Here is a 12,284-nt window from a genome sequence, read left to right as displayed (position 1 = left end):
GTGCTCACCCTGGCCCCGGCGTCCCGGACGCCGGGGCGTCCAGCAGGAGTCGCGCGTTTTCTCTGACGTGTCGCTCAGGATCGTTGTCGCGCAACTCCTCGACCAACTCCACCAGGCCCGGCCACGGCAGATAGCCCGTAGCGATGATCACGGCCTGACGCAAACCGGGGTCCGGGTCACGGGTTATCGCCCGGAAATCCTCAACCAGCGAACGCCTCTGTGTTTCCGGTGCGGTGAGAGCCGCGGCGTAGAGCGCGACCAATGTGTCGCTGCGACCGGTTGCCGCCCGCAGTGCCGCTTGAGCCTCCTGCCACGACCACAGGTCACAGTTCTCCCTGACCTGTTCGGCTACGGCCTCGCTGCCCTCGCCCTCCACCGTGACATAACGCATCCCAATGGGCTGATCGTCCGAGATCCCAGGCGACTCTATTCAGCGCGGACAACGTGTAATCCGGCTTGAGTACCAACCGCTCCCTGAACCCAGCCATGAAACACACCTTCTCACTGGCGCCGCGTCCAGGCCGGGCCCGCGAAGCGGGCCAGTGCGCGCTCGACTTGGGCGGGGGACTCCCGGAGGCCGGTGAGGGCCCTTCCGCAGTGGGTGACGATCAGGCCGCCGGACCAGGGGCGGAAACAGCCGCCCCAGCGCCACCGGGGAGGGACTTCCGCCCCCTCCTTGAACCATATGACGATGGACTGGCTGGGGCCGGAGACGAGACTCGACGGCATCACCTCCACCCGGCTCAGCTCCGACCAGAGAATTCTGGTGTGCCGCCGTCCGGCGATCAATTCCATCGCGTTGTTGTCGATGTGCATTTCCAGCGGCACATAGAACGGGATGCTGAGCATCGCGCTCATGAAAGCGAGAAGGGGGAGTACTGCCCATGCCTCCGCGAGAAAGTCCCACGCCAAAATGGCCCAGGCGCCACCCAGTAGTACGGCGACCGGCGCCGCGACAGCCACCGTCGCAGCTGCGGCTCCCTGCATTTTTCCCTTGAAGACGGCCCTCGCACCGGAGGCTTCGGCCGTGACGGCGAACTCATCCGCGTACCCCTTCCAGCGGTCTCCCGCGAAGTGGGTGAATGCCGCAGAGAGTTCGCCGGGTGTGGCGGCCAGGTTGGTGAGACCCATTTTCAGGCCGCCGATTCGCGGGTCGTACGGCAGTGACCAACGCTCGCTGCGGGGGGACGTCACGATCAGTAGAAAGGGCTCCGGAAGCGATGCGTCACTGACGACCCTGACCTCTGTGATCGAGTCCCAGGACAGACACGTCGAGCGGTGCGCGTAGCGCAATCGAAGTGAACGGTCGTCCAGCTCGAGCCGGATGGGAAGGAACGACAGCCAGAGTAGGAACACGGTGAACGCGGCGGCGAAGAATACGGCGACCCAGCGGTCGGCACCGGAGGTGCCCTCCCACGTGGCGACGGCCGCCACCGCGAGCGCGAGCCAGGATGCCGCCGCGGTAGAGATAGATTTTCTGATCTTTCCGAAGCGCACATGCGTCGCCTTGCTCAGGCCGTGATCCTTGTCCCACAGAGGTCCGGAGAAGGAGGAGATCACAGCTTCTACTTCGCCCGGAGACGCCTGGACGTATCGCAGGTCGCCCAGTACGAGAGCGTTTCGTCGACGATCCATGCGCGGGTGGAACGGGTGGGAGCGCTGCGGTGGAATGAAGCCGCGCCTGGTTCTGGCCGCGAGCCAGTGCGGGGAATCGTGCCAGGGGCGCGCACGAACGGTCATCATCCGCTGGACGTCGTTCCAAGAAAGCCAAGTCTTCTCGCCATCCACCACAAAAAGTAGGCCCTCTTCGCTGACGGTCAACTCGTAGATACGGGGCACCAAGAAAAGAAACCAGTCATTTAAGGTGACCGCGATCATAGAGACGGCTGGTGCCAAGGTAAAAGAAACCGTCAGAGTTGCGTCATCGTGGGCCACGAACGCCACGTAGAGAATGGCGGCCGCCAGCGGAGTGCCGGCCAGGCCGAAATGGAGGAGAGCGCGCCGCCGCATCAGGCGTCGGGTGTTCGTATGGAACTTCACCGCCGTCCGCGGCGCGCGGGCGGCGTCCTCGGCTCTCTCGCCGCCCCGCGTGTCCTCATCAGCCGTGGACACCTCATGCCGCACATTGCGCACCAACGCCAACTGACCCACACTGTCCGTGCCCTGGCGCCGTGGGCGAGGCGTCAGCGTGCGCCGAAGCTCTTCGTAGAGGCGGTCCAGCGTGAGATGGGGCCCTGCGTCCGCGATGCCGTCCTGGAGCAGTTCGAGCAGTGCGCCGGTGAAGACGGTGTACCGCTCGCCGGCGCGGGCGATCGCCGGGAGGTTCGCCGATGTCGCCGTCAACGTATAGGCGCCGCTGGTCTCCGTCTGCCCGAACGCGATCGTCTCCGCGTCCGGCCCCATCGTGTCCACGATCGCGCGTCCGCTGTAGCAGCAGTCGAGGATGATGACGCGATTGCGGGCCCGGCTCGCGGCCACGGCTTCGCGGATCTCGGCGAACCGCACCGCCGTGTACAGCGGATCGTCGGGGTCGCTGCCGGACAGGGCGAGGAAGAGCTCGTTGGTTTCCGGGTCGATGAGCCCATGGCCCGCGAAGTACACCAGGAGCAGATCGTCGGCCTCCCTTGCCGCCTTTCTGACCTCCTGGCAGACCTCACGGTCGTCGGTCCGGTCCAGCAAGGACCGGCAGTGGCCGGCGGGCAGCCCGGTGAGCGTGGCCAGGAGGCGGCCGAGCTGGATGACGTCGCCCGTGACGCCGGGCAGCTCGGCCAGGCCGGATTCGACGGTGTAGGAGCGGGTCCCGATGAGCACCGCGCGGGACCGTTCCGGGTCGGGCAGCCCCATCGGTCAGTCCGACGCCGGGGGCTCACCGAGCGCTCTGCGGATAAGGGATTCGGCGTCCTGGATGTTGTCCGCCTTGACGCGCACCTTCTCGCCATCGGCGCTGGATATCTCGATCTCGACCTGGGACCGCTGCTGCTTCAGCCAGATCGGCAGCGACCTCGCCAGCACACCCACCGTGCCCGATCCGACGGCGAGGACCAGCGCCTCGACCACGCCGCCGCTCATCTCCTCAGAGCCTGGCCGTGAACGCAGCGGTGTGACCCGGCCGCGCAACTCTGGTTCGTTCCTGAGCCACTCGCGCAACCGCTCCAGCCATGTATCGAGAGAGGCCTCAGCCGACTCCCCACTCGCCCGCAGACCGATCCGGAGTTCCATCCAAGCCCCCCTGGAACCAGCGACCTCAGCCAATCGAGCATAGCGAGCCGCCCGGAGGTCCGTCCTCTGTCGTGTGTTTTGCCAAGTCTTGTGCACCCGTTTCCCGCGGCGTGGCCGACGGAGCGGTGAGCGGTCATACGATCAGTCCGCCTCGGGTAGGGAACGCGTTTTCTGGTCGCGTTCGTCCGCATAACGGGCGGTATTCGTGCTGCCGTTGTCGGGCCTCTTCTCCCTGTCCGGGTGCGAGTCGATCCTTCACCGACAGGAGAACCTGAGTGTTCGCTGCCCAGAACCGGGAGGGGCGGAGAAAGCGGGCGCGAAGAGCCCTCCCCGCCGCCGTCGTCGTGCTCGCCGCCGGCCTCGCCGCCGCGCTTCCGCTCGCGCCCGCCCACGCCTCGCTCGCCCATGCCTCGCCCGCGCCGGTGACGGCGGGTGGGGCGGGGCCATCGCACACCGAGCTCCTGGCCCGTATCAAGGGCGCGCTCAGGGCGGAACAGCGGCAGGCGCCCACGCCGGCGAAGCCGTCCGCGGTCGCGAAGCCCTCGGCGAGCGCCACGTCGCCGTCGGGCAGTACGTCGCCGTCGGCGACCGTCGACCCCAAGATCATCAGCGGTACCGAGACCACCATCACCACCGCCCCGTGGATGGCGCAGCTGTGGTACTCCGACGACAAGGGCACCACCGACACCTCGGACGACGTCGGTTTCTTCTGCGGTGGCACGGTCGTGGCCCCGACCAAGATCCTGACGGCGGCGCACTGCGTCAAGGGCTACGACTGGAACGCCAACGGCGCCGTCATCACCGGCACCGCCCAACAGCCGACGGACAACGGCGACGGCTCGGTCGACGTGCACGGCGGCACCGTCTCCGGGGTCTGGCGGCAGTGGAACCACCCGTCGTACAGCGCGACCACCATCGACAACGACATCGCGGTGCTGACGCTGCCCGGCCCCGTCAGCGCCAAGCCGGCCCCCATCACCACCTCCACCGACACCGCGTCGTACGCCGCGGGCACCGAGGCCACCCTGTACGGCTGGGGCCGCACCAGCTCCACCAGCCAGGACATCTCCGAGACGCTGCGCACCGCGACCCTGCCGATGGTCTCGGACACCACCTGCGGTACCACGTACGGCACCCAGTTCATCAAGGGCCACATGGTCTGCGCGGGTCGGCCGGCCACCGGCTCGGACACCGGCACCGTCGCCGCCTGCAACGGCGACTCGGGCGGGCCGCTGGTCGTCGGCGGCAAGGTCGTCGGCGTGGTCTCCTGGGGCGCGACCGACTGTGTGGCCGAGGGGTCGTACAGCGTGTTCACCAAGGTGAGCACGTACGTCGGGGCGACCTATCCGCGTATCGACGACACCAATCTGAACGGGGACGCCAGGGCCGACCTGTTCGTGCGCCGCGCCTCGGACAACACGGCCTACGAGTACGACTCCAAGGGCACGTCGTTCGCCACCAGGGTCTCCTGGGGCTCGTACAGTGACAAGAACGTCATCCTGCAGACCGACCTCAACCGGGACGGCTTCCAGGACCAGATCATCCGCCGCGCCTCCACCGGCGCGATGTACTGGCGGCACTGGGTCCCGGCCAGCGGCAGCTGGGCCACCACCCTGGTCTTCGGCGACTGGTCCACCCGTACCAGGGTCGTCGCACCCGGCGATGTGACCGGCGACCAGCTGCCCGACCTGCTGTCGGTGACGGCGAGCGGCACGCTCTACATCTACCCGGGCAAGGGCGACGGCACCTTCGCCTCCCCGGTCGCGGTCGGCAGCGGCTGGAACCAGTACAACCGGCTGCTCGGGAACGGCGACTTCACCGGCGACGGCAAGCCCGACCTGATCGCCCGCGGCAGCAGCAACTCGTACGTCTACCTCTACCCGGGCACCGGCAAGTCCGGCTCCGGGGCGTTCGCCACCCGGATCCACGTCCGTACGTGGAGCCAGTACGACGCCTTCGCCACGGTCGGCGACATCACCGGCGACGGCAAGGCCGACCTGGTCGCCCGCACCCCCGCCGGAACGCTCTACCTCTACCCGGGCACCGGCAAGGCCACCTCCGACCTCTTCGGCACGCCGGTCACGATCGGCACCGGCTGGCAGCAGTACAACCTTTTCGGCTGAACCGGCTGAACCGGCCGGCCGAGGTGGGCTTACAGGGCGCCCGTCCCCCTAGCGGGGGCGGGCGCTCTCGCCGTTCCTGAGCGTCGTGGCCGCTTCGTGGTCGCCGCGTTCCTCCAGGATGGCGGCGAGGTTCGCCACGGCGTGGGCGTTGCCCGCCTCGGCTGCCCGACGGTAGAGCGGTTCCGCCTCCTCAAGCTCCCCTCGTTCGTCGAGTCGCGCCGCCAGCTCGAAGGTCGCCTGGAGATTTCCCGCTTCAGAGGCCTGGCGGTAGACCTCATCCGCTCCTTCCTCGTCGGAGCACGGCCAGCGCGGTCAGGGTGTTCGCGTCGTCGGGGTTGGTCTCCAGGATGCGGCGGTAGGTCTCCTCGAGTTCGCCGCGGAGCGAATCCAATATGTCGTAATCGGCGTCGGCTTTGAGGGCGTCGCGGTACTCCCGCTCCAGTCTGATGGCCCTGGCCTCATCCGTTTCCTGACTCACGCTGCTTCCTCCGGCGCCGCACTGGAGGTCAAAATTGCGGCGAACCCTACACTTTCTCATGCGTGAAGGGTCGTACTTCCTCAGGCCAATGTCTTTCGTTGAACGATCTCCTGAGCGCGGCCGGTGAGGTCCCGGACATGTCTGTTGGTGCGGTGCGGCCGGAGGCACCGCCGCATTGTGACGAAATGCTCGTCGGCACGCGCGGAAGACAGGCGCGCGTAATCGTCCAGGAACGCGTTCCAGGTGGCGCATGCCGCTTCCAGGTGACCCATTTCAAGCTGACGCTGGGCGAGCAGCCCGTTCGCGTGGGCGCGGCCCTGCCTCTCCACGACCGGGCGTACGCGATTGGATTCCCGCATTGCCTTGACGGATCCCGGTACGTCCCCGAGTGCGTAGAGGACGCTCGACACATGGAAGTGGTAAGCCGCTTGATCGTATCCGCCCACCGCATCACGGCGGTTGTCAGCCTTCGAGAGCGCGCCTTCGGTTTCCGCCAGGCGTGCGAACGCCTGGCGACGATCCTTCACCAGTGCGGAGCCGTGCGCCTGCTGTCCTGTCAGGAATGCGCGCAAGCGGGGGCCCGCGGCCGGCGCCGCCTCCGCGGCCGAGTCGGCCAGCTCCAGCGCCTTCCTCGAGTGTTTGAGGTTCGCGGCTTGCAGCGCCATGCCGCGAAGGGTGCGGCAGTACGTGATGTGGTCTTGAGCTGCCGCGGCCAGTTCCAGCGCCTTGACGTAATACCGCTGGCCAAGCCCGTGTGCTTTCTCGAACATGGCTATCCAACCGGTCAGGTAGACCAGGTCGGACGCGGCGGAGAGCATGTCTGACCTGACGGTCTCCGAGGCCCCCGCCTTGAGCCAGGGAGCCACGGAGTTGACCAGGAAGGCCGCAGCCATCGGGCGGGCATGCGCGCCGCCCAGCTCGTCGAGGATGTCCGCGATGCGCTCCGTCATGGTGCGCACCGTGGCCACCTCGCCGGCCCCGATCCGGGAGAGGCGCCCTGCGCTCTGATGTTGCAGACGCTTGGTCAGGTCGTCGTAGACCGGGACGGGTAGGGCGGCGGCATACAAGGAGGTCGCCAGCACCGCGCGGCGCGATGGGTCCATGTCTGCCCTTCCGGTGTCGATCAAGCTCTCAAAGGGATTGGTGGTTGAGTGGTCAGGCGCCTCGGGCTCCACCAGGAGCGGGGCCGCGAATCCGGCTTCCGCGCTGGTGACCGGTCGGCCAAGACGCCGTGACAGCGCCTCCAGGACGGCGATCCGTGCCTTCTTCTGGGGCGTGATGCCCTTCAGCCAGTGTGTGACGGCGGACCCGTCGTAGTGCAGCGTGAGACCCGTCTCCGCGCCCACTCGGTTCACAGCCGCGGCGAACTGCCGATTGGTCTCCCAGCGTGCCTCGTACAGCAGCCTGGCCAAGGCTTCGTTGGGCTGACGTGGAGTCATGAGAACCCGCTCCTTGCGGACTTTCAAGCCGTGCAAGCTTTGGGACTACCCATACCGTACCGCCTGATCACTGCCCGTAGTTACGTAGTGCATGCCGAACACCACTCGGCGCCAGTGCCGACCGACCGGGGAGCGAAGCAGTGGGAGAGGCGGAAACGTTGGAGGGCCCTAGATGATTGAGTCCGATGTTTGTGCTGGCCGCGACTATGGCGAAGGGCGCCCGTTGGCTTGGTTGTGACTCCTTGCCTGGACGCCCTTCTGGCGGCACTGTACGTGTTCATCGACGACCATGTGGCTCCCCGTCGCCGGATCGGGCGACCTCCAAAACTGACGGACGCCGAACTGCTGTGCCTGGCGGTTGCCCAGGTCCTGCTGGGCTTCTCTTCCGCACGGCACTGGATTCGCTTCGCCCACGCCCGGCTCGGGCACTTGTTCCGCTACCTGCCCCAGCAGTCCGCCTACAACAAGCGGCTCAACGCCGCCGGACCGCTGATCAGCACCGTGATCGAGGCGCTGGCCAGGCAGGTGCCGAGCTGGCACGACGACCTGCGGCTGATCGATTCCACCCCACTGCCGTGTGCGGCCTCCCGCGAGACGGTCAAACGCTCCGACCTGGCCGGGCACGCCGGATACGGCTACTGCCGCAGCCACTCCCGCTTCTTCTGGGGCTTCCGGCTCTACCTGCTGACCACCGCCGAGGGCATGCCGATCTCCTGGTGCCTGGCCAACCCCAAGCTCGGCGAGCGGGAGGTGATGTGCGCGTGGCTGGAACGCGACCACCACCTCGTCCGCGCCGGTCAGGTGATCCTTGCGGACAAGGGCTTCGCCGGGCGGGAGTTCGAGGCGTTCCTGACCGAGCGTCTGGGTGTCCATCTGGTACGGCCGGACCGGAAGGACGAGCCGGTCCGACACGGCCGCCTCGCCCGCGTCCGCCAGTGGATCGAAGCCGTCATCGACACGCTCAAGGGTCAGCTCGGCCTGGAACGACACGGTGGCAGAACCCTGCATGGGGTGTTCGCCCGCACCGGCCAACGACTCCTCGCCCTCGCAGCCGGCATCTGGCACAACTGGACCACCGGCGCCAAGATCAAGCGATCCCTGATCGCCTACGACCACTGAAAACATCGGACTCATTCATCTAGCCCGCGCCCTACTCCGAACGAACTGGAGGAACGTGCGGAAGCTTTGGGCAGGGAGATCCGCAAACACCTGGACCGAGGCGAGTCGGCTGCGTTTCGCCCGATCTTCGGCCCGCACGCCGAATCGCCTGAGGCGTGGGAGAACGAAGCATGACCGCCGCTACCCGAACGTGCGGCAAGTGCCAGGAGTACACGGCGCTCAGGGAGAAGGCCAAGCAGGAGGGGGACTACGACCGGGCCGGCGGCTACGAGGCCCTGCGACGGCGTCACCCGTCCCACGCACAACCGAGCCCGACGGCCCGATGGGGGTTGCCCGCATGAAGCAGCCGATGCCGTACAAGGGCCCCCAGGTGGGTCAGGAGGCGTACGACGCTGCCACGGGGCGCGTAGGTGTTCTCCAGGCCATCCATGACGTCGGCGAGCTCGCCTTCGACCACAAAATGTCGGGACCACGTGTCGCGTTCCTGCGACCGGTTGAGGGTGGCGAGGAGTGGCTGACCGACCCCGGGAACATCAGGTTCCGCACGGAGGCGCCGACCGATGCGGACTCGGCCGGCGCCCCGCCGTGACCAGGTGGCCTTCGTCGGTTCGGCCCCCCGTCCTGGGCCATTGCTGGGGCGACGACCACCGGCCTGCCCGCTTCTCCGCCCGGAGAAGCGGGCAGGCTCTTCCCCCCCCCCCCCCCCCCCCCCCCCGGACCATCAGGCCCGGACTCGCAGTCCGTTCAGCAACCGGTCGAGCGCCCGCTCCGTTTGCGCCAGTGCCTGAGGGCTCGTCGAGCGGGCCAGCCACAGTGCGGCCTCGTTCATCGCCCCTGACAGCAGGCGTGCCAGCGGCTCCACTGGCTGGTCGGCGATGATGCCGGCCGCCGCGAGGGTCTCGAGGGCCTCGGTCAGGTGCCGGGCGGAGGAGTCCTCGTCCATGGCCCGCCATTCGTTCCAGCCGAGGACGGTCGGGGCGTCCACCAGGACGATCCGGCGTACCGTCGGATCGGATCCGGCGGCCAGGAAGGCCCTGCAGCCGGCCCGCAGTTGTTCCCATGGGTCGTCATGCTGGTCGGCGGCATCCGCGACCCGCTCGCCGAGTTCCCGCTGCACCTCGGCGACCACGGCCCGGAAGAGGCCCGCTTTGCTGTCGAAGTGGTGATAGGCCGCACCTTTGGTGACCCCTGCCGCCCGGGCCACCTCGGCGAGGACCACGTCGTGGTAGCCGTCGGCGGCGAAGCGCCGGCGTCCCTCGGCCAGCAGGGCCCGTCGTGTCGCTGCCCGCTGCTCGGCCCTGGTGACAGCCATCCGCGTTCCGTCCTCTCTTTCGCGTACCCCCGGTATGTTAACGTGGCTTTCACATACCCAAGGTATGTGAATTGAGTGTGCGAGCAGATGGAGACACGTATGAAGACCGAGCTCGGCAGCTTCTACACGGTGATCGCGACGCGCGATGTCGCCGCGTCACACGACTTCTACGCCCGACACTTCGGATTCGAGGCGACCTTCGAGGCTGAGTGGTACGTGAGCCTCCACCGCCCGGACGCCCCGCAGTACGAACTCGCCCTGCTGGACCACACGCATTCGACCATCCCCGAGGGGCACCGAGTCCCTCTCCAGGGCGGGCTCCTGCTGAACTTCGAGGTCGATGACGTGGATGCCGAGTACGAAAGGCTGGTCGGGCAGGCCGGGCTGCCCGAACTGGTCTCGTTGCGTACGGAGGCGTTCGGGCAGCGCCACTTCATCGTGGCGGCACCGGACGGCGTCATGATCGACGTCATCACCGCTGTCCCGGCGACCGGCGAGTACGCCGGGCAGTACGCCCCCGGCCACGCTCCGCGACTCTAGGCGTGCAGTGCCTCAGCGGTCGCGTCGGCGGCCTCCGCGTGGGCGGGCAGAGTCACCGTCACGGTCAGCCCGCCGCCCTCGCGGGGGCGGGCCGTGACGTCGCCGCCGTGGGCGCGGGCGATGGAGCGGACGATGGACAGGCCGAGGCCCGCGCCCTTGGCGGTGACCAGGCGGTCGGTGCCGAGGCGGCGGAAGGGCTCGAAGAGGGCGGGGAGCTCGTAAGGGGGGATGGCCGGGCCGGTGTTGCTCACCTCCACCTCCACCTCGGCCCGGCCCGCGTCCCCGGTGCGGCAGGCGACCCGTACCCAGCCGTCGCCGTCGGGGGTGTTGTGGCGGATGCCGTTCTCGACGAGGTTGTGCACCAGCCGTTCGAGCAGCAGCGCGTCGCCGGTGGTGGGGGCCGGGGCGGTGTCCTGCCGTACGGCGACTCCTGCCGCCTCCGCCTCCGACGCGGTCTGTCCGACGACGTGGTCCACGATGTCGGACAGGTCGACCGGCCGCCGCTCGGTGATCTCGTTCTCCGAGCTTGCGAGCAGCAGCAGCCCGGTGATCAGCCGTTCGTGCCGGGCGTTGATCTCCAGCAGGTTCTCGCCGAGCTGCTTGACGTCCTCGGAGGCGGTCCTGCGGTGCATGGCGACCTCGACGAGGGCCCGTCCGAGGGTCAGCGGGGTGCGCAGCTCGTGTGAGGCGTTGGCGACGAAGCGGCGCTGGCCGTCGAAGGACCGGTCGAGGCGTTCGACCATGGTGTCGAAGGTGTCGGCGAGGTCCTTGACCTCGTCGTCGGGGCCGCTGAGGGCGATCCGCTCGTGCAGGCCGCGGTCCGCGGCGGGGGCGCTCGCGATGCGGCGGGCGGTGTCGGTGACCCGGTGCAGCGGGGCCAGCACCCGGCCGGCGGCGAGCCAGCCGAAGCCTGCTGCCACGCCGCCGACGACCAGGAGCGCGAGCCCGCCCTGGGTGACGAGCGAGGTGGTGGCGGCGTTGTGCAGCCGCTCCCGCTCGTCGGTCAGCCAGTCCTGCGCCTTGTCGTCGGTGAGGATGTCGCCGCTCCCGGTGATCACCCGATGCTCAGCGGGCGTGGACGGGGCGGGACCGGGGGCGCGGTAGTCGCGGGAGAGGACCTTCACGCCCCCGCCCGCGAGCTGCTGGTTGAACAGCGCGTAGGTGACGCCGAGCAGCACCACGCCGGCCGCGAGGAACAGGCCGCCGTAGATCAGGGTCAGCCGGGCCCGCAGGCTGACGCGGCGCGGCCGTGGCTTCAGGTGGCGGGTCACGGGATCCGGTACCCCACGCCCGTGACGGTCTCGACGACCTGCGGCTCGCCGAGCTTGCGGCGCAGCTTCAGCACGGCCAGCCGGACGGCCCCGGTGAAGGGGTCGGCGTGCTCGTCCCAGGCCTTCTCCAGGAGCTGTTCGGCGGAGACCGCGCTCCCGTCGGCCCGCAGCAGCTCGGTCAGCACGGCGAACTCCTTCTTCGACAGCGGTACGTAGCGCCCGTCCCGGAACACCTCGCGGCGGGCCGGGTCCAGGGTGATGCCGGCCCGGCGCAGCACCGGCGGCGCCGCCGGGCGGCTGCGGCGGCCCAGGGCCTGGACGCGGGCGGCGAGTTCGGCGAAGGCGAAGGGCTTGGTGAGGTAGTCGTCGGCGCCGAGGGTGAGCCCGGCGACGCGGTCGGCGACGTCGGCGGCGGCGGTGAGCATCAGCACGCGCGCAGTCGCCCCGGCCCCCGCCAGCTCGCGGCAGACGTCGTCGCCGTGCACCCCGGGGAGGTCCCGGTCCAGGACGACCACGTCGTAGTCGTTGACGGTCAGCCGCTCCAGCGCCGCGGTGCCGTCGTACGCGACGTCGACCGCGTGCGGTTCGTCGCGCAGCCACTCCGTGATCGCGTCGGCGAGCAAGGGTTCGTCCTCGACCACCAGCACCCGCATGCGTCCCCCTGTCCTTGCGCACGGCCCTTCCGAGCGAGGCCATGGTGCCCGTCCCGGCGTTTCCTCGCCGTTAGTGGCCGCTGGAAACGCGGGGGAAACGCGCCCTCCCGTTGCATCCCCTCCGTACCGG

Annotated in this window: 13 protein-coding genes; 5 read left to right on the top strand and 8 right to left on the bottom strand. The window is 68.8% G+C overall.

What is annotated here, in order from left to right; genetic code table 11:
* Window positions 1-4: 4 nt before the first annotated feature.
* The 3 genes from ACWY4P_RS25430 to ACWY4P_RS25420 form a co-directional block, all read right to left on the bottom strand.
* On the bottom strand, window positions 5-391 hold the full coding sequence (locus tag ACWY4P_RS25430; protein WP_456202624.1) for a HEAT repeat domain-containing protein: 387 nt from the start codon (window positions 389-391) through the stop codon (window positions 5-7).
* Between the two features lie 110 nt (window positions 392-501).
* Window positions 502-2,844, bottom strand: a complete 2,343-nt coding sequence (locus ACWY4P_RS25425) for a caspase family protein (RefSeq protein WP_456202623.1) — start codon at window positions 2,842-2,844, stop codon at window positions 502-504.
* A 3-nt stretch (window positions 2,845-2,847) separates the two neighbouring features.
* On the bottom strand, window positions 2,848-3,219 hold the full coding sequence (locus tag ACWY4P_RS25420) for an effector-associated constant component EACC1 (protein ID WP_456202622.1): 372 nt from the start codon (window positions 3,217-3,219) through the stop codon (window positions 2,848-2,850).
* Between the two features lie 275 nt (window positions 3,220-3,494).
* On the opposite strand from ACWY4P_RS25420, the gene ACWY4P_RS25415 reads away from it, so the two are divergent.
* Entirely contained in the window at window positions 3,495-5,342 is a 1,848-nt protein-coding gene (locus ACWY4P_RS25415; protein ID WP_456202621.1) for a trypsin-like serine protease, read from the top strand.
* Between the two features lie 274 nt (window positions 5,343-5,616).
* Here ACWY4P_RS25415 and ACWY4P_RS25410 read toward each other — a convergent pair whose 3' ends face one another.
* Both ACWY4P_RS25410 and ACWY4P_RS25405 read right to left on the bottom strand, forming a co-directional pair.
* Entirely contained in the window at window positions 5,617-5,820 is a 204-nt protein-coding gene (locus ACWY4P_RS25410; protein ID WP_456202620.1) for a hypothetical protein, read from the bottom strand.
* An 80-nt stretch (window positions 5,821-5,900) separates the two neighbouring features.
* Complete coding sequence (locus tag ACWY4P_RS25405) at window positions 5,901-7,259, bottom strand: hypothetical protein (RefSeq protein WP_456202619.1); 1,359 nt, start codon at window positions 7,257-7,259, stop codon at window positions 5,901-5,903.
* A 234-nt stretch (window positions 7,260-7,493) separates the two neighbouring features.
* On the opposite strand from ACWY4P_RS25405, the gene ACWY4P_RS25400 reads away from it, so the two are divergent.
* From ACWY4P_RS25400 to ACWY4P_RS25390, 3 genes are all read left to right on the top strand, one after another.
* The gene (locus tag ACWY4P_RS25400) at window positions 7,494-8,378 is read left to right on the top strand and encodes an IS982 family transposase (RefSeq protein WP_456213053.1); all 885 of its coding nucleotides are present in this window, start codon (window positions 7,494-7,496) and stop codon (window positions 8,376-8,378) included.
* Between the two features lie 170 nt (window positions 8,379-8,548).
* Window positions 8,549-8,719 carry a hypothetical protein gene (locus ACWY4P_RS25395; protein ID WP_456202618.1) on the top strand — a complete coding sequence of 57 codons (171 nt, stop codon included), beginning with the start codon at window positions 8,549-8,551 and terminating at the stop codon, window positions 8,717-8,719.
* Window positions 8,716-8,967: a hypothetical protein gene (locus tag ACWY4P_RS25390; protein WP_456202617.1), complete on the top strand. Its 252-nt coding sequence runs from the start codon at window positions 8,716-8,718 to the stop codon at window positions 8,965-8,967. The genes ACWY4P_RS25395 and ACWY4P_RS25390 overlap by 4 nt, the downstream gene beginning before the upstream one ends.
* A gap of 132 nt (window positions 8,968-9,099) precedes the next feature.
* Here the strand turns inward: ACWY4P_RS25390 and ACWY4P_RS25385 are convergent, their stop codons facing one another.
* Window positions 9,100-9,690, bottom strand: coding sequence for a TetR/AcrR family transcriptional regulator (locus ACWY4P_RS25385; RefSeq protein WP_456202616.1), 591 nt, complete (start codon window positions 9,688-9,690; stop codon window positions 9,100-9,102).
* Between the two features lie 99 nt (window positions 9,691-9,789).
* Between ACWY4P_RS25385 and ACWY4P_RS25380 the strand changes: the two genes are divergently transcribed.
* Complete coding sequence (locus tag ACWY4P_RS25380; RefSeq protein ID WP_456202615.1) at window positions 9,790-10,230, top strand: VOC family protein; 441 nt, start codon at window positions 9,790-9,792, stop codon at window positions 10,228-10,230.
* Here ACWY4P_RS25380 and ACWY4P_RS25375 read toward each other — a convergent pair.
* Together ACWY4P_RS25375 and ACWY4P_RS25370 are read right to left on the bottom strand one after the other, a co-directional pair.
* On the bottom strand, window positions 10,227-11,501 hold the full coding sequence (locus ACWY4P_RS25375) for a sensor histidine kinase (protein ID WP_456202614.1): 1,275 nt from the start codon (window positions 11,499-11,501) through the stop codon (window positions 10,227-10,229). The two genes, ACWY4P_RS25380 and ACWY4P_RS25375, sit on opposite strands and share 4 nt — an antisense overlap.
* The gene (locus ACWY4P_RS25370) at window positions 11,498-12,154 is read right to left on the bottom strand and encodes a response regulator transcription factor (RefSeq protein WP_456202613.1); all 657 of its coding nucleotides are present in this window, start codon (window positions 12,152-12,154) and stop codon (window positions 11,498-11,500) included. Before ACWY4P_RS25370 ends, ACWY4P_RS25375 begins: the two co-directional genes overlap by 4 nt.
* Window positions 12,155-12,284: the final 130 nt, after the last annotated feature.

This window comes from Streptomyces sp. LZ34 (genome assembly GCF_053890475.1).
This window is presented reverse-complemented; position numbering and strand designations above follow the sequence as displayed.